This is a genomic window from Vibrio sp. YYF0003 (assembly GCF_036350715.1).
GTDB lineage: Bacteria > Pseudomonadota > Gammaproteobacteria > Enterobacterales > Vibrionaceae > Vibrio > Vibrio natriegens.
The window spans coordinates 101,908-126,824 of record NZ_JAZDWA010000006.1; the positions used below are offsets into that span (position 1 = coordinate 101,908).

Annotated in this window: 19 protein-coding genes; 8 read left to right on the forward strand and 11 right to left on the reverse strand. The window is 45.9% G+C overall.

The window, feature by feature from the left end; genetic code table 11:
- The first annotated feature begins 8 nt into the window (after positions 1-8).
- Both pyrF and V1U08_RS17295 read left to right on the forward strand, forming a co-directional pair.
- Positions 9-710, forward strand: coding sequence for an orotidine-5'-phosphate decarboxylase (pyrF, locus tag V1U08_RS17290; protein ID WP_330471083.1), 702 nt, complete (start codon positions 9-11; stop codon positions 708-710).
- A gap of 462 nt (positions 711-1,172) precedes the next feature.
- Positions 1,173-3,011 carry an extracellular solute-binding protein gene (locus V1U08_RS17295; protein ID WP_243974165.1) on the forward strand — a complete coding sequence of 613 codons (1,839 nt, stop codon included), beginning with the start codon at positions 1,173-1,175 and terminating at the stop codon, positions 3,009-3,011.
- Positions 3,012-3,082: 71 nt separating this feature from the next.
- Here the strand turns inward: V1U08_RS17295 and V1U08_RS17300 are convergent, their stop codons facing one another.
- Positions 3,083-3,322, reverse strand: a complete 240-nt coding sequence (locus V1U08_RS17300; RefSeq protein WP_014232461.1) for a hypothetical protein — start codon at positions 3,320-3,322, stop codon at positions 3,083-3,085.
- 500 nt (positions 3,323-3,822) lie between these two features.
- On the opposite strand from V1U08_RS17300, the gene V1U08_RS17305 reads away from it, so the two are divergent.
- Genes V1U08_RS17305 through V1U08_RS17320 form a run of 4 tightly spaced genes read left to right on the forward strand, consistent with a single transcriptional unit; the run spans position 3,823 to position 8,021 of the window.
- Positions 3,823-4,827 carry an NAD-dependent epimerase gene (locus V1U08_RS17305; protein ID WP_330471084.1) on the forward strand — a complete coding sequence of 335 codons (1,005 nt, stop codon included), beginning with the start codon at positions 3,823-3,825 and terminating at the stop codon, positions 4,825-4,827.
- A 58-nt stretch (positions 4,828-4,885) separates the two neighbouring features.
- Positions 4,886-5,635: a glycosyltransferase family 2 protein gene (locus V1U08_RS17310; protein WP_014232459.1), complete on the forward strand. Its 750-nt coding sequence runs from the start codon at positions 4,886-4,888 to the stop codon at positions 5,633-5,635.
- Positions 5,632-6,300: a TVP38/TMEM64 family protein gene (locus V1U08_RS17315; protein ID WP_243974163.1), complete on the forward strand. Its 669-nt coding sequence runs from the start codon at positions 5,632-5,634 to the stop codon at positions 6,298-6,300. Before V1U08_RS17310 ends, V1U08_RS17315 begins: the two co-directional genes overlap by 4 nt.
- The gene (locus V1U08_RS17320) at positions 6,297-8,021 is read left to right on the forward strand and encodes an ArnT family glycosyltransferase (protein ID WP_330471085.1); all 1,725 of its coding nucleotides are present in this window, start codon (positions 6,297-6,299) and stop codon (positions 8,019-8,021) included. Before V1U08_RS17315 ends, V1U08_RS17320 begins: the two co-directional genes overlap by 4 nt.
- Before the next feature lie 65 nt (positions 8,022-8,086).
- On the opposite strand, the gene V1U08_RS17325 is transcribed toward V1U08_RS17320, so the two are convergent.
- The 8 genes from V1U08_RS17325 to dsrO form a co-directional block, all read right to left on the reverse strand.
- Positions 8,087-8,656 carry a PqiC family protein gene (locus V1U08_RS17325; RefSeq protein ID WP_243974161.1) on the reverse strand — a complete coding sequence of 190 codons (570 nt, stop codon included), beginning with the start codon at positions 8,654-8,656 and terminating at the stop codon, positions 8,087-8,089.
- Entirely contained in the window at positions 8,656-10,302 is a 1,647-nt protein-coding gene (pqiB, locus tag V1U08_RS17330; RefSeq protein ID WP_065297064.1) for an intermembrane transport protein PqiB, read from the reverse strand. Before pqiB ends, V1U08_RS17325 begins: the two co-directional genes overlap by 1 nt.
- Positions 10,295-11,614 (reverse strand): paraquat-inducible protein A, encoded by a 1,320-nt coding sequence (locus tag V1U08_RS17335; protein ID WP_330471086.1) that lies wholly within the window; start codon positions 11,612-11,614, stop codon positions 10,295-10,297. Before V1U08_RS17335 ends, pqiB begins: the two co-directional genes overlap by 8 nt.
- 285 nt (positions 11,615-11,899) lie before the next feature.
- Entirely contained in the window at positions 11,900-12,952 is a 1,053-nt protein-coding gene (locus V1U08_RS17340; RefSeq protein ID WP_330471087.1) for a c-type cytochrome, read from the reverse strand.
- Between the two features lie 8 nt (positions 12,953-12,960).
- Entirely contained in the window at positions 12,961-13,524 is a 564-nt protein-coding gene (locus tag V1U08_RS17345; RefSeq protein ID WP_372378677.1) for a c-type cytochrome, read from the reverse strand.
- A gap of 177 nt (positions 13,525-13,701) precedes the next feature.
- Positions 13,702-16,794, reverse strand: a complete 3,093-nt coding sequence (locus V1U08_RS17350; RefSeq protein WP_330471088.1) for a tetrathionate reductase subunit A — start codon at positions 16,792-16,794, stop codon at positions 13,702-13,704.
- A gap of 17 nt (positions 16,795-16,811) precedes the next feature.
- A complete protein-coding gene (nrfD, locus tag V1U08_RS17355; RefSeq protein ID WP_330471089.1) occupies positions 16,812-17,942 on the reverse strand; it encodes an NrfD/PsrC family molybdoenzyme membrane anchor subunit in 1,131 nt (376 codons plus the stop codon).
- Positions 17,939-18,706, reverse strand: coding sequence for a sulfate reduction electron transfer complex DsrMKJOP subunit DsrO (gene dsrO, locus V1U08_RS17360; protein WP_330471090.1), 768 nt, complete (start codon positions 18,704-18,706; stop codon positions 17,939-17,941). The genes nrfD and dsrO overlap by 4 nt, the downstream gene beginning before the upstream one ends.
- A gap of 177 nt (positions 18,707-18,883) precedes the next feature.
- On the opposite strand from dsrO, the gene V1U08_RS17365 reads away from it, so the two are divergent.
- Together V1U08_RS17365 and V1U08_RS17370 are read left to right on the forward strand one after the other, a co-directional pair.
- Complete coding sequence (locus V1U08_RS17365) at positions 18,884-20,719, forward strand: sensor histidine kinase (protein ID WP_330471091.1); 1,836 nt, start codon at positions 18,884-18,886, stop codon at positions 20,717-20,719.
- Between the two features lie 18 nt (positions 20,720-20,737).
- Positions 20,738-21,346 (forward strand): response regulator transcription factor, encoded by a 609-nt coding sequence (locus V1U08_RS17370; RefSeq protein WP_330471092.1) that lies wholly within the window; start codon positions 20,738-20,740, stop codon positions 21,344-21,346.
- A 22-nt stretch (positions 21,347-21,368) separates the two neighbouring features.
- Here V1U08_RS17370 and V1U08_RS17375 read toward each other — a convergent pair whose 3' ends face one another.
- Positions 21,369-22,250: a transglutaminase family protein gene (locus V1U08_RS17375; RefSeq protein WP_020335600.1), complete on the reverse strand. Its 882-nt coding sequence runs from the start codon at positions 22,248-22,250 to the stop codon at positions 21,369-21,371.
- Positions 22,247-24,820, reverse strand: a complete 2,574-nt coding sequence (locus V1U08_RS17380) for a circularly permuted type 2 ATP-grasp protein (RefSeq protein WP_330471093.1) — start codon at positions 24,818-24,820, stop codon at positions 22,247-22,249. Before V1U08_RS17380 ends, V1U08_RS17375 begins: the two co-directional genes overlap by 4 nt.
- Between the last annotated feature and the right edge of the window lie 97 nt (positions 24,821-24,917).

Below are 24,917 nucleotides of genomic sequence, written 5' to 3' on the forward strand. Positions count from 1 at the left end.
GAGATGAAATGATCGACCAAAAAGTTATTGTCGCACTGGATTATGATAACCAAGCTGATGCGCTTGCGTTTGTAGATCGCATTGATCCTGCGTCATGCCGTTTAAAAGTCGGCAAAGAGATGTTTACACTATTTGGTCCTAATTTCGTACGTGAGCTACACAAACGTGGTTTCTCTGTATTTTTGGATTTAAAATTTCACGATATCCCAAATACTTGTTCGAAAGCCGTGCGTGCGGCCGCGGAACTGGGTGTTTGGATGGTGAATGTTCATGCAAGCGGTGGTGAACGTATGATGACAGCATCTCGTGAGATTCTGGAACCATATGGTAAAGATCGTCCGTTGCTGATTGGTGTAACGGTACTAACCAGCATGGAACAGAGTGATTTGGCAGGTATAGGTTTGAATGTCGCTCCTCAAGAGCAAGTGATCCGCCTTGCGACACTAACGAAAAACTCGGGTCTTGATGGCGTAGTATGTTCTGCGCAAGAAGCTTCAATGCTGAAAGGCGAGCTAGGCAAAGAGTTTAAGCTGGTGACACCTGGTATTCGACCTGCTGGTTCTGAGCAAGGTGACCAGCGTCGTATCATGACACCAGTAGACGCGATTCAAGCGGGATCTGACTACTTAGTTATTGGCCGCCCTATTACTCAAGCTAGTGATCCTGCTGCGGTATTGAAGTCAATCAATGACAGCCTAGCGACCATGTAATTACTAAACTCAATGATTGTATTATTGATTCCAAAGGTGGGGCAGTGATGTCCCACCTTTTTCTATTTACTCGATTGGTATTGGATCTGCTAGCCTAAGTTGGAGTGTTTAGGTTTAATGCTCTACGGTCAATCGACTTTGGGCTAGGGCATAACACTATGTCGGTCACAATTTCATAACATAAAGCGCTGTGATAAACAGAAAATGCAAGCGGGTGTTATTGATGGGTTGCGTTACAAATAGGTTACGAATACTATGACGGAGATGCATTTACTGCGTTGTAAGGTCTAGGATGACCTGGTGAATCTCTTTGAAATTAATGCAGAAGTTGGCAGGACGTCGCTTCGTATTATACTTTTTTACTTTCCTGTCTGCGTAGGGCTATTCTCGCAGATCTTGTGAGCTTCACTCACGGTCTTCCTTGTATCTACCTTAGATCGCAAATCATAACAAGGAAGAAAAATGACCAAGAAACTGCCATTTTCAGTATTAGCAATACTAACGGCGACCAGTTTTCAGCTGAATGCGGCTGAATTGCCAGCCAATATTGAATGGACTTCAAACAACAATGAGCCTCTGTTCGCTTCAGAAGAAGCGGTTCATGGCGGCACTTATCGCACTTATATTCAAAGCTTCCCACAAACATTACGTAGTGTTGGCCCTGATGCAAACTCAGGCTTACGCCAATACCTGATGGATGGTACGCCAAAAATGGCGCAACGCCATCCAAATACGGGCAAATGGATTCCGCAACTGGCTAAATCATGGGCGTTTGGTGAAGACAATAAAACGGTTTATTTTCAGCTGGATGAAACCGCAAAATGGTCTGATGGTGAGAAGATTACTGCCGACGATTACGTCTTTATGATGCAGTACTACACATCGAAAGACATCATTGACCCTTGGTACAATGACTTCTTTACCAACAGTATCGTGAGTGTCGAAAAGATTGATGACTACACCATCCGAGTGAACCTTGCAGTTGCTCAAAGCCATGACTCCCTGATGGTGATGATCAATATGCCTAGTAATGGCTTCCAGCCTCGTCCGAAACATTTCTTCGAAGGTGAAAAAGACGAAAATAACGATGGCATGCCAGACAACTTCGTACGCAAATACAACTTCAAAGCGGAACCAACCGCAGCCCCTTACTATTTGGATCAAATCAAAAAAGGTAAAAGCGTTACCTTTAAACATGTTGGTGAAGACTGGTGGGGTTACAACAACCGTTACTACAAGAACCGTTACAACGTAGACAAGGTACGCATTACCGTCATTCGTGACCCAGATATCGCGCTTAAGCATTTTGAAAAAGGAAATCTAGATTACTTTGAAATGGTGCTACCTAACTATTGGCACGATAAGACCAACACCGATGTTTATAAAAACGGTTATATCGAGAAATATTGGGGCTTCAACCAAGCACCACAAGGTGCTGGTGGTGTTTGGATGAACACAGCAATGCCATTGCTTGATAACCTTGAAGTGCGTAAAGGCATCATGGTTGCGACCGATTTTGACGGTATGATTGAGAATATCATGCGCGGTGACTACTCGCGTAAGCCACATGGCCTTGGTTTTGGCCATGGTGAGTATGACGATCCGAATAATGCACCACCGAAGTTTGATGTGGCTGCAGCCGTGAAACATTTTGAGAAAGCCGGGTTTGATACTGTTGGGGCGGATGGTATTCGTGTGAACGACAAGGGCCAGCGCCTGAGCTTTGCGATTACTTATGGCTACAACTCTTGGACGCCACGAATTGCTTACCTCAAGGAGCAAGCGAAGTTGGCAGGTCTGGAATTTACCTTAAACTTGGTAGACGGTTCATCTGCGTTTAAATATATTCTGGAGAAGAAACATCAACTGGCTTTCTTGAACATGGGGTCGGGTGAGATTCCAGCATACTGGGAATACCTCCACTCAGATAATGCGAACAAACCTCAGACGAACGCACACACTAACTTCAGCAGCCCAGAGCTGGATAAGTTGATTGAGGCGTATGACTCAGAGTTTGATCAGCAAAAACGTTATGAACTGTCCCACCAGATTCAAGACTATGTGACCAAAGCAAATATTATTGTCCCTGGTTACATGGTGCCTTATTCACGTGTGGCTCATTGGCGTTGGGTGAAAATTCCAAAAGATGGCATGACAAAAGCGACAGAATGGGTCCTTCATCCAATGGATATTGGTAACTTCTGGATTGATCCTGACGTGAAAAAAGAAACGGAAAAGGCGATGAACGACGGAAAAACATTCCCTGAAGTTAGCGTTGTTGATGACCGTTACAAGTTGTAGTTTTAGCTTCAACTAAAATGTAAGCCCTGTCTCAAAGAGATAGGGCTTTTTACTTTTCGCTATGCGTCTTGTTATCTAACCAAATAAGAAGCTTCGAGAAGATAGGTTTTTACATCGCCTAAAGAAGAAAATGCTTGGTCGATGGCTTTGAAACGTTCATCGATAGAATCACTAGAGATGATGTTAACAAACGTTGTAATCGAGAAAGCTTCATTGGCTTTAAAAAAACGGTGCACATTTTCTAGCTGAACTTTATGAATATGCTCAACCTTATTTAGTGCATTGGTTAGGTCTGAGATTGTGATTGACATTGCTACTCTAATTCTTATTCGTGGTCGAAAATCAACCCGTTGTTGGCGGTCTACATTTTCCGCTAGAGTAGCATCAGCATGCTGAAGATGGACTGACGAAGATCAATGTGTTCTGTTCACCACGGTGTATTTAGTTAGATAATAATATTTATTCTTATTCCATACATTTGCTATTTAAATGAGTAAATAGACATTTAATCTATCTTTCATATTAATTCCAGTTACTAATGTCATCCCCATTTTTACTATATTTTTTCAACTCGATTTAATGTTGCGTCTACATGAAAAAAATATGAATCTTGGCAAGATTGTGGTCTTGGTTAGGATATTTCTACGTCACACATTTAATTTTGTTTTGTTACTAACTATTTCAGAATAACCTAGAGTAATATCACAACATAAAGTATTTAATCTGTCTCATAAGTTATATTTTGTTAATAAACTTTACATATCAATAGATTATGACTAATTTTTAAAGATGGATTTTTGGGTTTGATTTTATGAAGTACTTAGTTACTGGAGCCGCCGGTTTTATTGGTAGCGCAACGGTGAAAAAACTCAATGCTCAGGGACATGAAGTCGTCGGTATTGATAACATCAATGATTACTACGATGTAGAGCTAAAACACGCAAGGTTAAGTTTTATCAAGAATCCGTCATTTCGATTCTTACAAATTGATATTTCAAATAGGGCGGAAATGGAAGCTTTATTTGAGAAGGAGAACTTTGATCGGGTCATTCATCTTGCTGCACAGGCTGGCGTTAGATACTCACTTGAAAACCCTCACTGTTACGTTGAATCAAATGTAACCGGCTACCTAAATATACTTGAGGGTTGTCGTCAGAATAGTGTTCAGCACCTGGTGTACGCCTCTTCTAGCTCCGTTTATGGCTTGAATAGTAAAGTCCCTTTTGCAACGTCTGATAGTGTCGACCATCCCGTATCTCTATATGCCGCGACGAAAAAATCGAATGAGTTAATGGCGCATTGCTATTCTCATTTGTATCAAATTCCTACTACTGGATTACGATTTTTTACTGTCTATGGCTCTTGGGGACGTCCCGACATGGCGCCATTTATCTTCACCAAAAAGATACTTGAAGGGGAATCGATAGACATTAACAACAACGGTGAGTTGTGGAGAGACTTTACACATATTATCGACATCGTTGAAGGTATCGTTCGCATAGCCGATGTCATTCCTGTCCAAAATGCTCAATGGAAAGTAGAGACAGGCTCGCCAGCGAGTAGCTCTGCGCCGTTTGCGGTTTACAATATCGGTCACGGGTCACCTATCAACCTGATGGACTTTATATATGGGATAGAAAATGAACTCGGCATTGAAGCGAAAAAGAATTTTCGAGATATGCAGCCCGGTGATGTTTATCAAACGTACGCAGATACCGAAGATCTTTATGCAGTAACGGGGTACAGACCTGTGGTATCGATACAAGAAGGTATTGCAGAGTTTGTTTCTTGGTACCGAGAGTTTTATAACAAGTAAAAATAAAGTAAGGCTATAGGGCTTGTCTTTATAGCTTGCTATGACAAGGTTAGAGTGAATGTTGCCGAGTATATCAGTCGTTATTCCTGCTAAAAATGAACAAGGGAATATCGGGAAGTTAGTAAAAGAAATTCATGATAGCTTGAAGGCTTATCCAGAAGTAGAAATTGTGATTACTGACGACGGAAGCACAGATAACACAGTGCAGGAAGCCCTTGATGCTGCGCAGGAGTGTGGTTGTAATCTCCAAGTTGTTAGTCACGAGCAAAGTTGCGGACAAAGCACCGCAGTTTTGACGGCGGTTAAACACGCAAAAGGTGAGTGGATTATTACCTCTGACGCAGATGGTCAGAACGACCCGTCTGACATGCCAAGCATGTTAGAACTCGCAGCTAAAGTGACTAATCCGCATTTTTGTATCGCGGGTTACCGGGCGAAACGCTTGGATACGGCTTGGGTTCGCTTTCAGTCCAAAGTCGCTAATAAAGTGCGTCATACGCTACTGGGTGATGGTGTGCCTGATTCCGGTTGTGGTCTCAAAGTTATTCCCAAAGCGACTTACTTACGTCTACCTTACTTTGATCACATGCATCGTTTTCTCCCTGCATTGATTAAGTCGCTTAATGGTGAAATTGTGGTTCATCAAGTCGCGCACCGAGACCGAGAAGCAGGGACGTCAAACTATAACGCCTGGAATAGAGCGTGGGTTGGTATCGTTGATTTGTTTGGTGTGATTTGGTTACAAAGACGCACTAAAAATCCATTGGTTAAAGCGGTGAGTGTTGCAGGTACAGAACAACAAGAATGAAGTGGTTGAAGCTTTTTTTATTAATTGCTGTCGGGGTTCTGATTGCGAATCAGCTTGATAATCCCGTCTTGGTGCATTTAACGGATAAAAACTGGCTAGTTGGTTATATCCAACAAAATGGTATGACAGGAGAGGTGGTGGTATTCACCTTCAGCGTTATATTTTTATCTTTAAGTGGGCCTAAGCAAGCAATCGCACTCGTGTTTGGGTATTTATATAATATAAACTTAGGCGTGGTTCTGACATTATTAGCTTGTGTTGTCGGTGCCACTTTTAATTATTATTGCGCTCGGTTTATCTTCGCCAACTGGTTATATCGTCATTTCCCTAAAAAGATGATCAAATTCAATTCATTCGCCAGCCGAAAACCCTTTTATAAAATCTTGCTGTTACGTTTGTTCCCTATCGGAAATAATGTTGTCACTAACGTTTTATCGGGTAGTGTTCGAGTTCCTTTTTTTGCTTTTCTTTCTGCAAGCGTACTTGGCTATCTCCCACAAGTGATTATATTTGCCTTAATGGGAGCAGGTATTCAGTCATCAAGTAATACAATGATATATCTCAGTATTTTCTTTGGTGTGGTCAGTGCTTTACTGACTGGTTTTCTGTATAGAGATCATATTAAAAGCCGCGTTGAACTATTAAATATGGAAGAGGAACTATGAATCCTGTTATTGCGAAGTCCAGGCAAGTTTGGCAAAACGAAGACTATTACCAAACGCTCTGCTTCTTATTGATCCTCGCTATTATCATTATTTTTTCTGGAATTGGCCTACGTGATCCTTGGCCTGCAGATGAACCTCGTTTTGTCGAAGTTGCTCGTGAAATGGTTCAATCAGGTAACTGGTTTTTCCCGATGCGAGGAGGAGAGCTTTATCCGGATAAACCGCCAGTATTTATGTGGTCAATGGCGGCCTTTTATTGGCTGACTGGCAGTATAAAAGCGACCTTCATGTTGCCCAATGCGATTGTTAGCCTGGTCGCATTAATTTGTTGTTATGACATTTCGGCAAAACTGTGGAATGTGAAAACTGCTCGTAGTGTCGGTTTTTTATTGCTGCTGGCTCCGCAATTTATTATCCAGTCTAAAGCGGCTCAGATTGATGCTATGGTCGCGGCTTGGATTACTATTGCGATGTATGGGTTGTTGCGACATTTCTTTGTAAAGACCAGTTGGGGATGGTACGGCGTTGCGTGGGTTTTCATGGGGCTGGGCATTATAACGAAAGGCGTTGGTTTCCTGCCTGCCTTGTTCTTAGTGCCAGTTTTGTTGCTTCATTTGACGGGCAAACATCGATTCGATGATGCAGTCTCCTGGAAACTGCTGCTTGGTCCCGTGTTTATGTTAGCAACCATTGCATGCTGGCTGTTACCAATGATTTCGATTGTTGAGATAAGCCACAACCCGGATTTTGCAGCATATAAAGATAATATCTTGTTTAAGCAAACGGGAGAGCGCTACGCAAATTCTTGGGGGCATATTAAGCCTTGGCACTATTTCGTCGTCAGTGTCATTCCGGTTATGTGGTTCCCGCTTTACTTTATCTTCTTTAACAAGAACTTCTGGAAGCAGTTACGTTTGTCGCCTGCACTTATCAGTGTGCTGTCGTGGATTGTACTGGTTATCGTATTCTTTAGTATCAGCCCAGGGAAACGAGGTGTATACATCTTGCCAGCACTACCAATGATGGCGATTTTAGCTGGCTATGCCTTTAGCCATCAGTTTTGGCCTTCATGGACGAGTAAAGTGCTAAAAGCTTTGACACTAGTTCTTGGTGTGGTTCTTTTTGTGGGTGCAGTGCTGGTAGCGCTGGAGGTGAAAGCAATCACCAAACATTTAGACGATTACGATTCGGCATTACCTTTCGCGGCATTCTTTTTAGTCGCGGCGATAATATGGGGAATAGCTTTCTTCAAATCTCGTGCGGTTCCTGCCATTGGCGCGTTTTGGGTAGCGCTGTCACTAACATGGGTTTGGTACAGCTTTGCGGGTTACATGCTGCTCAATCCAATCCGTACGCCAGCAAAAGAAATAATGGTGCAAGCTCATAAGGCGATTGGTGAGGATGGGGAGTTGGGGCTGACTCAGTTTAAAGAGCAGTTCTTGTTATTTTCGCCAGTATCTTTGACACATTTCAGTTACTTGTCAGATAGTAAAGAGCAAGAACGTAATGCGTGGCTATGGATAAAAGAGAAACCAAAGCGTTATATTTTGACTCAAAGTGAACGTGAGAAGGATTGCTTTGATATCAGTAATGCTAAAAAGTTAGGCGAAGCGCATCGCAGAGACTGGATCTTACTTGATGAAACAAGCGTACTTGATACTTGTGAGCCACCTAAAACCATCAAACGTTATGAGTTACATGTCGTCGAGCCTTACTCATGATAGGTAGTCGGTATATATAGGAAAGGGGAGCAATATGCTCCCCTTTTTTGGCTTTAACTGAACTCTTATAGTTGTTGCGCGATGTTATCGGTAAGGTTTTCCAGTCCTGCCGAAAGTGCTCCAACCAGAGCATCGTAACCTTCATCCTGTAACGGCATTAGGATTTTAACTGGAGAGCGATGTTGCACTTTGCCATTAGCATTAATCAACATCCATTCGCCTTCAAGCTCAGCGTTACCTTGGTAATTTCCATTGAACTTACTCAAACTCAGCTGGAGCTTATTTTCGCTACTTTGATCTATGAGGCTATGTACTTGAACTGGCCAATAATGGCTTTGCTTGTGGCGCAGGTCGTCAATGATTCGCTGAGTTATTTGCTCTGAAATGCTTTGCGCCCATTGGTTGTGTTTAGCCTGAATAATTTGTGATTCAGAAGTACGATACACAATGCCACTGTTATTGAGATAGCTGGCCAGCTCAACTGGGCGAACAATCAAAAGAGGGCGTTCAGCCACTGCCGCGCTACTCAACGTTTGAGACTCTACTTTCGGTAACAGGTACATCGAACTGGTTGGTTCTGGTGCGCTGCTACAACCTGCTAATAGTGCAGAAACTAAAAGAAATACACGCTTCATTATTTTTGTCCTCTGACAGGTACCGGATCACTGGTTTCTTCTTCTCCAAACACGAGTGAGTTTGGTTTTTCATTAAGTTGTTTGAGTACCGGTTTAAACTCGGTCATTACGCTTTCAAGTTCTTTGAGCGTAGATTCCATTTCGCTGTACATGGTTGAGTTAGGACCGTAACCATCGAGTGTTTTTTGTAGCTGCTGCAGGCTCTGACGAATATCCGCAGGGATCTGCTGAGTATCGTTCTGGCTTAACAATTTATCGATACTGTTTGCCACACGCTCCGCCGAAGCCAAAGTACGTTCTGAAGTCTTCAGCGTTTCATTTAACGAGTTTAGCGTGTCTTCCATTGGTAACTTGTTGAGCTTATCCAGGAAATCATTCACTTGCTTTTGAACCTGGGCAAATCCGCCACGCATGGTAGGGAAAACCTCTAAGCCCAAAAACTCGTCTGGTACGTATTTCTCGGCATCTGGATAGAAGTCGGTATCAATGTATAAAGCTCCAGTAATTAAGCTACCGGTTTTCAACGTGCCACGAAGGCCTTTGGCAAACTCAAGTTTCAATTTCTCGCTGTAGTCAGACATCGAATCCGTGTGGAAGTGCTCGAACAGACGGCCTAATTCGATACGCACCAATACCGGAATTCTTTTGACTGAAAAACTTTCTTCTTGAGTCGGGAAGCGCAGTGGCACTCTCATGACGGTACCAATTCGCAGACCTCGGTACTCGACAGGTGCTTTTGCTTTTAGACCACGGACGGATTCATCAAACAACATAACAAATTCAATGTACTCGTCGTACATGCCTTCACGAAGCTGTTTAGCATCATCGTATAAGCGGAAACTCGCCATTTCTTCCGTGAGTGGTTCACCTGAGTCCATGCCGGGAATGGAGTCGAACGTTACGCCACCTGTCAGTAAGCTTTCAAGAGAGCCGAATTTTAATTCAAAGCCCTCGGTATTGAGTTGTAAATCTACGCCGGAATTGAGCCAAAACTTGGTGCGCGTACGAACTAGATTGTCATACGGCTTAAAGATAAAGAGTTGATAAAGCGCCTGACGGGAATCAACATCAAAACTGGTTTTCTCTACGCGGCCAACGGTAAAACCTTTAAAGATAACCGGATCGCCAACTCCCAGCTTTCCTGCTTCACGGTGAGTTAAGACCAGTCTCAACCCTTCGGCATCGGGAGCTGCAACGGGCGGAACATCTAGTACGGTGAACTTTTCTTTCTCTTCATCTGACTTACCAGGCTGCAGCTGAATGTAAGCGCCAGAAAGTAAGGTTTCTAGTCCAGAAACGCCTTCACGGCCAATGCGAGGTTTGACGACCCAAAACATGGTGTCGTCTCTCAGCATACGCGCCGCGTCTTTGTTCATCTGTGCTTTAGCGATGATGTGATCATAATCTTCGCTGAGTGTGACTTCGGTAATGACACCGACTTTTACGTTAAGCGCTCTTATCTCCGTCTTGCCTGCTTCAATGCCATCGGCTGTCGGTAGCTGCAATGTGATTTGTGGGCCGGTACTGTTGATGTATTGAAACAGCATCCACGCCCCCATAACTAGCGCAAGGATTGGAACAATCCAAATAGCAGAAACCTGCTTTTGCGGTTTTATTTGAGCGGTTGTGTTGTTCTCATCACTCATATTTGGCTTTCTCTTTTAAGTCAGGCATCGGCTCTTGCACATCATTCTGTGGCGATTGCCACAATAAGCGTGAGTCAAAAATCATGGCAGAGAGCATGGTGAAAATAACCACTGCAGCAAATGACAACGCAGCAGGGCCAGGATAAATCGCCATCAGGTTTTGCAACTGAACCAGTGCAACCAAAATAGCGACGACAAAAATATCAATCATTGACCAGCGGCCAATAAATTCAGTTAAGCGATAAATCTTTAAGCGTGAAATACTTTCTTCCGGTGGAAGGTATCGCGCTTTTTGAGCTTGAATGTACAACCACGCCAGAGCGAACATTTTCGCCATTGGAATGAAAACACTGGCAAAGAAAATCACCATAGCAATTGGGTAGGAGCCCAAGTGCCAGAGCAAAATTACCCCTTCCATAATGGTAGAGCCTTCTGAATGCCCAAGGCTAACGGTGTACATCATCGGGTAGAGGTTCGCTGGGATATAAAAAACTATCGACGCAAAAAGTAGAGCCCACGCTTTTTGTAAGTTTTCTGTAGGGTTGTATCGGTGAAGCGGGCTTTTGCAGCGAATACAGGCTTTATCTTCGATGCGGTTTATCTGATGACAAGTATGGCAGCCAATATGATTGTGATTGTGGTGGGTATCACCTTCTGCTACTCCAGGCACCTCTACGGCAGGAATAAAGTGACCCCATAGCCAGCTTCTATCGACCATCGAAATGCACTTTACGACTAAAACGGTGTAAACGCAGAAAGCCCAGAAAGAGGTTCCCATACCGATATCGGCGAGAGAAGCAATTTTGATCAAGCTGACCAGTACACCAATCAAAAAGACATCCACCATCAGCCAGGGCTCGACCTTAAACAGAATACGGCACAAGACTTTTGTCATCCTCTGCTGTTTTTTAGAGGGTGAGTGTTTGAGTGTTTTCAGTGCTTCAAGATGGAGGAAAAGAATCAAGCCCACGTAGATGGTTGGCAGAACAACAACCGTTGCTAATAGCAGTACGCCAAGTAGGACATTTTTGAATTCGGCCAGCATTTTGGCTGCGTGCAGTAACGTGATCTCTTGAGATAAGCCTTGCACACTGAAAGACATAAATGGAAACGAAACGCTGAGTACCAACATAATCAAACATGCCGACGAGATAGCAATGACACTTTGATACGGTTTCGCATTCACTTTGGTAAGTGAGTGTGAACAGCGTGGACACTGTGCTTTTTGCCCCTGTTCTATCTCAGGAATACGGACAACAAGACCACATTCTTCACATGCTATTAACTGACTTGAGTTTGGTTGAGTGCTCATGGAATAGGATTGTAAATCATTTGCCCGAAAGAATACTCTGTTTTACAGCAGATACTTATATAAGGCAAAGATTTTAACACAAATTCTACTTGCATTTTAGTGACTAATTGGTGTAGATGATTTCTAGGATGGCATTTATTTTGTGCGCAAATAAATTGAGCGCAAAATAGAGGGTGTGTTCAAGGTTAACCTTTTTATGAAAGGGGTTACCTGTCGAATGGCTAACCCTATCTCAGTTGGTGGAATAGAAATCCTGCTCCAAATTAAGGAGCAGGTATTGTTACCTTATTTAACAGTAGTGCTTTCAAACGCATTAGCGCCGATTTGCTTACCATTCAGCGTTTTCCCGTAGTAGCCTTGGTGCTGGTGGTACTTTTCAGCGTTCGCGGCAACACTGCCTTTAAAACGAGGATCTTGAGGACGCTCGTGACTATTGACGTACGCGGCCACATCCCATGCTTCTTGCTCTGTCAACTGCACACTTTTGCCAAGCGGCATATTCTCGTAAATAAAGTAAGCCGCGGTGTTGATACGGTGCATACCAGCGCCCCAGTTGTACGCGTTTGCCCCCCAAAGTGGTGGGATGTAAGAGTGACCATCGCTGCCTTTGATGCCAGAGCCATCAACGCTGTGGCAAGTTTCACAGTTCTTTGCGTAAACCAATGCGCCTCGCTCTGGTGACGGTGTTTGCTCTGGTGCCGGTATTTTCGGGTAACCGCGTCCGGCAAGGTTGCCGCGTTCTTCCACAGGTAACGCCTGAGCAATGGTTTCTGGCAGAGGGAAATCTGGCGCTTTCCCGCCCGTTTGCAATGTTTTAGCGTCTATCTCAGGAATTGGTTCATTGCTCATGCCATACTGGTCCAGCAAGCCACCCATGGCAAGCCAGTAGGCGTAAGAACTCAGCGCGATAATCTCTGGTGAATCATAAGCGGGTGCTTTACCGTTCATGGAATATTCGAAGCAGCCTTGAATGCGGTCGGCGTAACTGTTGACGCGATCGTTTTTCTTACGATAAGCAGGGTAAGCCATGTAAGCTGCCCACAAAGGTGCCGCATTGGCTTTGCGTCCGGCTTCCATATGACAGTTCACACAGTTTTGCTCATTGCCTACGTACGTTCCGCGCATCTGTTGTGAGTTCACAAACAACGAATAGCCACGTTTTACTTGCTCGCCAAACTCTGTGTTGGCAATGGTGCTGAGATCGCGTGGCTTGAGGTATTTATTGTGGCTTTCTTTTTCAACCGCTGGCAGTTCTTTTTGGCGATCGGGCAGTTGGTCATTTGCTATTGCAGCAGCAGAAACCACAGGCAACACGAATAAAGAATAGAAAAGTTTCATGTTTGCTCCTAATAACGCAGTGAGGCAAAGTAGTAGGAAAGGTTTTCGATCTCTTTATCGGTGAGATTCTTCGCGATGGTGCTCATCATATTGAGCGGGTCACCACTGCGAGTTCCGTTTTTCCAAGCCATTAATTGTGCTTTTAAATAATCGGCGTGCTGACTGGCGAGACGAGGGAACTTATCGACTCCCATACCGCTGGCACCATGGCAAGTTGCACAGGCTGGAATGTTGCGGTCCCAGTCTCCCTGGAAAATTAACTTGCGATAAGGGCTGAGAATGTTGGCTTGGTCGCCGCGTTTCTCTGGGTTTGTGAACTCATAGCTTGGTAAGTTTGCGTAGTATTCGAGTACTTCTTTGCGAATGCTCGGATCGCTCACTTCTTGAGCCATACCTTGCATGACCGCATTTTGTCGCTCACCGCTAAGGAACAGCTCTATTTGAGAATTGAGGTAATTAGCATTTAAACCGGCAATCATAGGGGCGATATTGGCCTGGCCCATACCATCTTGACCATGGCAACCGCTACACACACCAGCTTTTTCAGGAATAGACGAGGCGCTTACGCTCATTGTGGTTGCCAGCAAACTGGCTGCGACCACTGAAAGAACTTTTGACATGCTGACTCACTTTGTCTTTTTTAGAATCGCAATATTGTCTTCCTTGTCAATAAGTGGCGGTATTGTGGATTTCCACATATTTGACGCTGAGAACGTGAGAGGGCTGCCCCAAAAGGACAGCCCCGAAGGTTAAGCTTTGATTATCTTAGCTGGCAGGGATTGACGTGCCGCTGCGCCGACCACCCAATCCAATAACACGCCTTTTCCTTCTCGGGTTGGATCTATCAAGCCAATGTCATTGATGTTGACGCCATTCTGGCGGCAAGTTTTCACTGGCTGCTGCTTATCGCCAATCCAGTGCGCGCGTTGTCCTAACTCGGTATGACCAAATCCATGTTCAAAGCCGAGAGTTCCCGGACGAATGCCGCTAACTACCATCGCGAGCGCTTTGGTGCTTGCCGACGGGGTTTCGATAGTAAACTCATCGCCGGTTTCAAGACCTGCTCGTTCGGCATCGATAGGGTGGATATAAACCGGGTTAACTCCTTTGATCGAGTTCAATCTTGGCGATAAATTTGACACCGCACTGTGAATATTGGACTTAAAATTCGTCAGGCTAAAAGGCCACTCAGAACTCGGGTATTTTTCCTCCAAAGGCGTACCGTCCGCCAGTTTCTGCGGATGCCATGTCGGACATCCGGAATAGAAATCGCCCGTCATGGTGTTTCTTGCGCTACCAACACGCTCGTTCCATATCGCAACTGGACGCGTCCACTTATGTTTCATTTGCTCATCTTGATAGGCTTCTGTCGTGTTTTCGAATCGACCACCACGAGCAAAAATAAAGGCTACGCGTTTCATCTCCTCTGCGGTGAGTGTTTTTTGCATGGCTGGCATCAAACGCTCTAAGCCCGACCATGCAATATCTTCTGCCGACACTTCAGGCACGCCGCCTTTCACATAAGCCAGGTTTGCCGCAGAGCGTAGGTAGAAATCTTCTGCGCTATGGAGAGCGTGCCAGTTACCTTGAGCGTCCGGAATTGCTTTGTCACCAAATCCGCCCAGTTGCATTTTCTTGGCGACATCAATCAAAAAGTTCTCTAAGCAAATCGAGCGGCCGTCGGCAGTTTTATCGGTTCTTGCCTCCACAATCGGCCAGCGAGCAGTCACGGTTTTCACGGGTACGCCATGCCAAGGTGTTGCCATACCCCAGCTTTCATAGGTGACGGTGTCTGGCACAATGTAATCCGATAACGCGGTGGTTTCGTTGATGAAAGCATCGACGGAGACAATTAAACCAAGCTGTTTTGGATCTTTGAGCTTGTCTTCCAGCAATGTTTTTAAACCTGGGACGCCATACATTGGGTTCGCCATATGGTTGACCCAGGCTTTTACTCGGTATGGGTAGCCATCGATGGCTGCCGACAAGTGCTCGGTAAGCAGTGGTGCCGCAAATGGATACCAAGGCGCGCGTGTTGGGTAAGGGGATTCACCAGCTTCAACACGACGCTTGTATTCGCTGGTCTTGTGATACGGGAATTTACTGCGAGAGAGAAAAACGCCCTTCGGATCGACTTTGCCTTGAAATTGGGTGAAGTCATAGCCTGGACCATTGGCGGAGGTTGGATAGCCACCCGCTTTCGCCATCGCGCCACCTTTCATGTTGATATTACCAATCAGTGCGTTGAGCATCATGATGGTAAACGCATTGTAGAAACCATTAGTGTGCATGTTGCCACCGTGGGTGTCGACGGCTGCTTTTGTACCGTGACTGGTAAATCGCGTTGCTAATTCCACAATTTGTTCGACAGGGATTTCACACTGCTGACTGTAAAACTCCAGATTGTATTTAAACGCCTCTTCTTTGAGTCTTTGCAGCGACGACTTTACCCGAACATCACCCGATGTGAGTGTCACGGTTTTATCGACAAACAGTTCTGCTTCATCGGACTGAGTATGAACACTCAATTCACTGCTCTGGGCATCGACAATGACATATGGGTCTGAGTCAGAAAGCACATCGCCATCGAATGGCAGGTTGAGATCGGACGCACGTAAAAACGTCCCGTTCCTAGGGTGCTGCTCATCGCTGATCACCAGATGAGTGGCATTGCACCAGTGCGCGGTGCCTGCGCGTTTCATTGCGTTTGCGCCCGGCTGGGCTAAGAAGGTTTTATTGTAGCGTTGGTTTTCCAAGATCCACTGGATCATACCAAGCACAAGGGCAGAATCGGTTCCGGGTTTAATCGGAATCCAGCGGTTATTGTCTCCAGCCGCCAAGCTTGACGAACCCGCAGGCAAGCTTGGCGTGATGATGCTGTACTCCAGTTTACCGTTGGTTCGCGCATTGGCGAGTTGCCGAGCTTGACGCTTAAATGGATTACCGGCTTGAGCGGGTGACATACCGATGAAGATAATGTATTCCGCGTTGTCAAAATCTGGTTTCAAATGCGCGTACTTATCTAAATCATTCATGAATGCGCCGCTGCCAGCGCGAAATGCATAGCCGCAGTATGAACCGTGGTGACCGAAGTTACGCGTCCCAAAACTGTTAAAAGCGAAACGTTTAAAGATGTCGTCCCGGCCTTCGTTTCCGGCATTCGTCATTAACAGTTGGTTGGCTTTGGGGCCATATTCTGGATTATCAGGATCGACTGGTGTCTTTAAATCCCGAATTGCACGCAAGCCATCGACATGGCCTTCTCCAAATAAATCGCCACCTTCGACGACTTCTTCTATCAACTTCTCGTAGCTGATCGGAGTCCATTTGCCTTCGCCTCGCTTTCCTGCTCGTTTGAGTGGCTGGGTAATACGGTACGGACTGTTACGAATCTCTAGCATGCCATTGCCACGAGCACATGCAGTCGATCGACCTTCAAGACCCGCTTCTCCCGCCAAACTTAAATAGGCGTCTTTGACTGGCGTTTCGAAGGGGATATGTTGCTGCTGAGAGAGTGGGTGATATGGGTTGCCACTGATACGCAAAATTTCGTCAGTACGGTTGTCAATGCGCACTCGCAATCCACACAGTGACCAACAACCGAAGCACATCGACGGTGCAATGCGCTGATTTGAATTCGGGATCAGATTGCCTTTGTCACTGACTGTGTATTCAGGTTCCAGAGAGTTGCCGTGGTGACTATCGCGAGTTTTTTTACCCGCAGTGCCTTCAAGCGCACCTTCAACCATATGTTTAGTGGTGGTGGCATAACCTGCAGCGAATGCGCCAAGCCCACCAACGGCAAGCCCTGATTTCAAAAACTGACGGCGTTTGTTATCCATAATGAAATCCTCTTTGATTAGCGTTCGGTTAAGGTGAGTGAAGTCGTTTTTCTATGGGTGTTTTGTTTGGACTGAACCAGTTCTGAGCCGAGTAAGGCCAGTGCTAGCCACAACCCGAACATGCCAATAATGCCGAGCCAGCCATTTCCATTCATAGTCAATTGGTACGGATACAGACCGGCATCGAATTTGGCGATGGTCTGCACTTCCATGATGGTGAACCAGCGAACCAGCCACGCGCTTGCAAGTGAGGTTAATGACATGCAAGACAACCCAAAGATGCGACGAAAGTGAGAAGATGTGGACGTTTTACTGTCTCTCAACGTAATGAACGCGAGCAACATACTGCCTAAAATTATCAAGGTGATCAGGGCAATGTTTTCTACCCATTGGTCGCTTGAATAAAGTGAGAATGTCGAGTTATTGGATGCCCAAATTGGCATGAGAATCAGGGTTAAGCCTCCGCTTATTAACACAGACTTTTTCATTAAATTGGTATCGCCTGAGGATAGGCTTTTTGAGTGGTTTGGTAGTAGTAGCCAGATCAGCAGAGCAAAACCAACTGCGCCCATAAATGCAGTGACGAACCAAAGAATAGGCGAAGCAGGTTGATGCCATAAAGAGCGTGACTGAACGACGGCGATTTCTGCACCCGTATAGAGTGCGATGGTTAAGCCAGAAAACACGGTGATCATAGATATCATCAGCATGGCTTTACGGGAGATTCGCCACTCACCAAACGATAACTTCGACAATAAAGGCAGTATTTTCCCCGGTTGCTCACGCAAATTGATCAGGTCCTGACGCAGGTACAGCCAGGCTGTCATCACAGCTAGACCAGAAAATACGGGCAGGAACAGCGAGCCTAAAGACATCCACGACCACGGGGTGAAATGCGCGTAAAAATGCCAAGCGCGCCCCGGCTGGTGTAGATCGCCCGTTAACGCCAACGGTCCCACGATAGCGCCTATGGCCAAGGTTAGTACCAATGCAGCGCGCAGCCGGTGGCTGGTGTATTGTTCAAACAGTAAAGCTATCAAAAACAGAATAGCTGCCGCATAAGCAGAACCGATATAGAAGAAATACTGTACTGCCCACGGGAGCCAGGCCATCGCTTGAGGTTGGACTAACACTTCGGTGATGTTCATGCGTGTTCTCCTTGTGGATCGTAAATCGCTGGTTGTCCGTCTATATGGTCGGTAAAGCGTTCATCCATGCCGATATAAAAAACGTGCGGTTTGGTGCTTTGTTTGGGCTTGAGCACTTTGATGTCGTTTTGATGTTCTGCAATTAAGCGGCGTATTTCACTTGACGGGTCATTCAAATCGCCAATCACGCGTGCCCCGCCAACACAGGTTTCCACGCAAGCTGGCAATAACCCTTTTTCTAATCGATGTGCGCAGAAGGTGCATTTGTCAGCAGTAAGTGTGTCTTCATTGATAAAACGAGCGTCGTAAGGGCAAGCTTGTACACAATACGCGCAGGCGACGCAGCGGCTGTTATCCACCATGACGATCCCATCTTCGCGCTGAAAAGTCGCCTGAACGGGACAAACTGCCACGCAGGGCGGGTTGTCACAGTGGTTACAAAGGCGAGGGAGCATAAAGGCTTTAGACTCTTGAGTGGCGGTAGAACCATCATCGAGTGTCACCTCATATTGTTTTACCGTGGTGCGGAACTGTCCGATAGGCGCTTGGTTTTCGATACTGCAACTTACAGTACAAGCTTGGCAGCCGACGCATTTGCGTAAATCAATCACCATGGCGTAACGTTTACCGACGTGTCCTTTTCGGTCGGGGGAGTGGTTATTTCGAATGACATTACCCGCCGTGGCAGTGCCAATACCTGCAATTGGGATCAGCGCGGCACCAGCTGTGACAGCGCTGAGAAAGCGACGTTTGGTGGAATCCATAACTCACCTGCTTAGTTGAATTTGAACTGACTGATTCCATTGTGAGAAATGTGCTGCGAGGTCGATATAGTGGATTTCCACATACCCAGATCAAAGTTGATCTAAAACAAATGTGGTTTAGGGAATGTAGCTGTTATTCTTGTTCCATCATTTGCTTAGGGAATATTCGACCTCATCATGAAAAAAACATCGCTGCTGTGTCCGGTTTGGATTCTTTTCTTGGCTGTGTTCTCCTCTTTGGTTCAGGCAACGCCTTCGGTACAAATAGAGCAACAAGGCGTTAAACAGCATGAAATGAAGCAGAATGAGGTTAAGCAGATAGTTGACGTCGGTGTTTTGGCAATACGTGGTCATCTTTATGCGGAGCAGAGGTGGCAACCGACTATTGATTGGTTAAATAAGCAAATTTCTGAAGTTCACTTTGTTCTTCATCCTCTGAATTTAGATGAAATGGGAGAGGCGGTGAAATTTCAGACCATGGATTTCATCGTAACTAATCCCGGACAAGCGGTTCGATTAGGCAGACAATACGCGCTTTCCTGGATGGCGACCTTGACCAGTCGCGCCCCACAAAACTCAAACTATGGCATTGGGTCAGCGCTGGTGGTACGGGCAAACTCTCCGTATCAAACATTAAAAGAGGTGTCTGGGTTGCCAGTGGCCGCAGTGGAGGAAAAAGCCTTTGGTGGATACCTGACCTTGCGCTACCAAATAGTAGAAATGGGACTCGATCCGAATGACTTTTTTGCTGATGTTCGCTTTCTCGGCTTCCCTATTGACGCCAACCTCTATCAATTACGTGACGGCAATGTCGAAGCCGCTGTGGTGCCCGCCTGTTTATTGGAGAAGATGCAAGATGAAGGTCTGTTACAGCAAGGCGGTTTCAGAGTCTTAAATCAACAGCCGCATGAACACTCCTCCTGTGCGGTGTCGACTCCGCTTTATCCCAACTGGTCATTTGCCAAAACAGAGCGAGGCTCTTCTCTTCTGGCGAAAAAAGTCGCTCAGGTATTGCTTGCGATGCCGCCAGAACATCCAGCGATTATTGCTGCTGGCGCATCGGGATGGACGTCACCAGTGAGTTTGTTGAGCATTGATAAACTCTATCAAGCTTTAGATTTGCATCCCTTGCAGCAACCTTGGTGGCAGGAGGCACTGCGTTGGCTGCGTAACCATCAGGAATGGGCGTGGGCGCTGTTCATTTTTGTGATTGTGTTGAACGCTTACCACTTTTGGCTTGAATATCGTTTTAGTAAAAGCAAGCAGGCGTTGGAGCAGACTTCTCTGAGGCTGAAAGAGAAAAGCGAGCAGTTGGAGCATTCGCAGAGAGTTGCCATTGTCGGAGAAATTGGCAGCAGTCTCGCCCACGAATTAAACCAGCCATTGGCGGCGATTCGAAATTACAGTGAGGGCGGTTTACTGCGTTTAGCTAAGAAGCGCCCTTACGAAGATATTGTTCCTGTTTTTGAGAAAATACAGGGTCAAGTAGAGAGAGCCGATGCGATTATTCAACGTCTAAGAACTTTGATCCGCAAGCGTAGCGTTGATAAAGCGCCTTGTGATATTCAAGCGTTAATTGATGACACGGTTGAGTTGCTCCATTTCCGACTGCAAAAGCAAAATGTATCGGTTGTGACCAGTAGCGAAGGGGAGGTTCGCCACATCTTGGCCGATGCCGTGGGTGTTCAACAGGTTTTGGTTAATGTGATCAACAACGCGATTGATGCTTGCGCTTTGTTTAAGGAGAAATATCACTCGTCCGGTTATCAAGGTAAAATTGCCCTGCACAGTGACTACCAAGGTCATCAGCTTTCCATTCGTGTATTGGATAACGGGACAGGGTTACAGCAAGAAAACCCTACTCAAGCATTTGTGAGCACAAAGGAAGAAGGACTTGGGTTAGGTTTGGCGATTTGTCGTGACGTGATGGAATTGCACGGTGGCGAGTTTCTTATTCAATCGACCACGCCACACGGTTGTTTGGTCGAGCTTGTGTTTCCATATCAAGACTAACCTGTACTAGGAGCATTCATGAGTAGTACTGAAAAACAGTTACCTGTTTATGTCGTTGACGATGATGAATCGGTGCGTGATTCGCTGGCTTTTATGTTGGAGGAACATGACTTCCACGTCATGACTTTTGCAGACGGACAGTCTTTTCTGGATGAAGTAGACATTCATCAGGCGGGTTGTGTGATTCTCGATAGCCGAATGCCCAATCTTCGTGGTCAGCAAGTGCATCAAATACTTAACGATGCCAATAGCCCACTTGCGGTGATTTATCTGACTGGTCATGGTGATGTACCGATGGCGGTGGATGCATTGCAGTCAGGGGCGGTGAACTTCTTCCAAAAACCCGTCAAAGGTGATGCACTGGCGCAAGCCATTTTACAGGGGCAGGTGCAGTCGGCAGCAAGTTTCGATATGGCTGGAGCAAAGTTGGCGTATGAGTCTCTAACGCCGCGAGAGAGGGATATTTTACGTTTAATCATCGAAGGTAAGCGCAATATCCGTATCGCAGATGAACTGTGTATTGCGATGAGAACCGTCGAGGTACATCGAGCCAGTTTGTTGAAAAAATTCTCCGCCAAAACGGTCGCAGAGCTGGCGTACATTTACGGTAAATTAGCGCTTGAGTAATCTGATTTTAAGAACTTCAGATTTATACTCTAGCCACATCCACTGAAACACTCAGGTTGTGAGTTTCACCACCATCAAACACGACTCCCTGCAAGGGTGGCACATCAGCGTAGTCGCGTCCCCAGCCAGTAACAATATGTTGATCGTTAGCGATGAGGTCGTTAGTCGGGTCAAATTCCACCCAGCCAAGATCCGGTACAAAAATCGCAAACCAGGCGTGAGAAGCATCAGCACCGACGAGCTTTTCCTGACCTGGAGGCGGCAGAGTCTCTATATAACCACTCATATAGCGTGCCGCTAGGCCAACAGATCGCAGGCAGCCTATCGCCAATTGGGCATAATCCTGACACACGCCCCGTTTCTCTTTAAGAACCTGTTCGGTTGGCGTTGTTACGTCGGTTGCGGTTGGATCAAAAGTAAACTCGGTAAAGATTTTATGGGTAAATGCCAAGGCGGCTTTTAACACGGGCTGATTGTCACTAAACAATTCTTGCGCATATTGCCTTAAATTTTCGGAGCGTTTGATTTGTAGTGAGTCGAGGCAAAATTCCTGCGCTAACCTGATGTCCGCACTTTCAGCATTAGCCATGATACTTCGAAGTTCACCGCAGGTAAGCTGATGGTTCTCGATGATGTCGGCCCAGTTGTGAGGCTTTACCTCTAAAAAGCTGGTGACATCAATGGTGAGTTCCTTATGTGGCTCTTGAATAGAGAAGTAAAACGTTTCGTTACCAAAATAATCCTGGCCTTCGTTTTGGTACAACGGCCTTGGTGTCACTCTAATCTTTCGGTTAAAGCAGCGCTGATTGTCGGTGTCCCTCGGCAACAGATGAGCCATGTTGTAGCACAGAGTCACAGGCGAACTGTAGGAGTAGGTCGTTTTATGCTGGACTTTATATCTCATACATTCAATTTCCATTTGGGTTTTATCAACTGCTGCGGTCCAGCTGTGTGATCAAAGTATTTGTCGCTTATCAGTGAAGTAAATTGCTCTAATTGGCCGATTATCTTATCCATCAGAGCACCAAAATCTTCTCTGGTTTGGTTATTTGGATTCGCCTTAGCGAGTTGTTCGAGATCCGTAAGTTGAATATCGTTCAGCGTGAGTAGGATCAGCCTGGTTTCGCTGGTGAGTCCGCCGGGAATAAAGGCATGGTTATCCGGTAGCATATCCAGGAACTCTTTCAGCTTTTCGGTCTGGTAGACCAATGAGCGCGGGTTCGAAGGATCAACCATTAGCAGATCCAAGCCAAACGCCACACGAGCTCGGGTGCGATAGCGTCTTCTGAAAGAAATGAGCGCTTCCATGCTGAGGAGTACCGACTCCAGCACTTGTTGCTGCGACAAACTTTCTAGCTTGATGCTTAGCGTTGACTGGAACAGTTTTGCGGTCTGAATTGCCCTTTCGGTACGCTGGCCAATCTGCTGAAATATCCAGTCTTCTCCTCTAAGCATGCTGTCGTTGCTCAGCCCCGACAGTGCTAGCAGCATGGTCATCAAGTTATCCAGTGATTCTTCTGGCGCTTCCGGCAGGCCACTGGTGTAGGCTCTATCCAGCTCGTTAAGGTGGTCACGTAGCTTGTTCAGTACTATTCGGGTGTCGGCAGACAGGCGATCCCGCACATTATCACTGCAAGAAAGCATGGCCAGTAAGTTGGATTTTATACTGCCAATTCGTTTGCCATTCACCACCAAGTCGGCCAGTTCGGTATCTGGATTTTCCAGAAGTTCGGCATTCCCCTCAACAAATCCCGGCAGGCAATTTGTCTGTAGAGAGATCGCCTTTAAAAGGGTCGTCCTTGCTTGAGGTGAGAGCTCTTCGATACCATTCAGCTGCTTAAATAACACTCGCATCAGGCGAATGCTTAACTCAGCGCGTTCCGCATAGCGTCCAAACCAGAAGAAGTTTTCGACGACGCGGCTTGGTACATTCCCGTGCTGAGCAACGTGAAAACCAGGCTCGTCTAGCAGGGACTGATGAGTCAGATCAGGCTTGTTGGCAGTTACCCAGGTATCCTTACTGCGAGCACCAGATAAACTGGTAACGATGTAGTCGTCATCGGATTGAGTCACCCGACTTAATGCACCTGGCATCACGCAGTATCGGTCACCGTCAGCGACAGTAAAGGCTTTCAACAGGCTATGTCGGTTTTTTATTTTTGAGCCGGAACAAACAGGCACCGTAGAGCCGGGGATATAAGTCTGCGCTACATACTGTTTTGGATTAGCCTTAATCATCTCCAGCGTTTTTATCTTTTCTTCTGCCGATAAGCAGTGGCCGTAAATTGTCTGGCTGCGAGCTTTACGATATGAAGGCTTGATAATCAGGTTTTCGAGGTTTTGTTCAACAAACTCTATGGTTCCGTCAATACCGCACCAGTAAGTATCAACGCTATGGAGTTTCAAAGGCTCACCCAGCAAGTATTCACATATCTTCGGAAGAAACGCCATCAGTACCGGAGATTCAAGAACTGCGCTTCCCAGCGGGTTGGCTAATACCACATTGCCGCTGCGTGCCGCTTCTAACAGTCCAGGAATACCAAAAAGAGAGTCAGGTCGCAGCTCTGACTGGTCGCAGTCGTTGTCGTCCGTACGGCGCAGAATGACATCAACTGGCGTTAAACCAGAGAGGGACTTGAGCCAAACTTTTCCGCCTCTTACCGTTAAATCGCCAGCTTGCACCAGCGGGTATCCTAAATAGTTGGCTAAATAGGTGTGTTCAAAATAGGTGCTACTTGATGATCCCGGTGTTAAAAGAACAACTCTAGGCTCGTCGGTTTTATGTGCAGCAAGCTGGTTAAGAGTGTTTCTCATGGTCTGGAAGAAACTGGAAAGACGTCTCACATTACTATGACGAAATACGGATGGGAGTACTCGTGAGATGACGGTTCGGTTTTCCAACGCATAACCCGCACCTGAAGGCGCTTGAGTTCTGTCACTGATGACGACGTAAGAGCCGTCTGAGTCACGTACTAAATCGATGGAATGAAAGATAAGGTTTTTCAGTCCTGGAATGTCAATCCCAAAACACTGGCGTAAAAAGCCAGGGTGAGAAAAAATAATCTCTGCCGGTATCACACCATCTTTGATAAGGCGTTGTTCGCCATAGATATCTTTTAATATCCGATCAAATAACTCTGAGCGTTGTGCCAGACCTTGTTCTGTATCTTTCCATTCGCTCTGAGCGATGATATTAGGCAGCACGTCCAGAGACCAAACTGTAGGCGAAAGTGGATCGTTTTTAAGATCATAAGTCGCACCGTCGTCTCTCAGAATTCTCTGAGCACGCTTTTGTAAATCTTCCAGATTACCATCTTCCAGTTTCTCTAAATGCGTAAAGAGAGGCAGCCAGTGTAGTCTGGTTTGCTTGATGTCATCATACGCCTCATCGTAGGCCTTTTTGGATGCCTGATAAGGACCAATCAAGGGCGGGGTTTCTCCCGCCCCAGCGAAGTCTGAAACGAATTGACTCATACTATTTTTTGCTACTACCTTGTGAGTTATTGCCTAGTATATACCACTCGGAAAAGACAACCAGCTGAGTAGAGTTTATACGATTCAATTTTCGCGA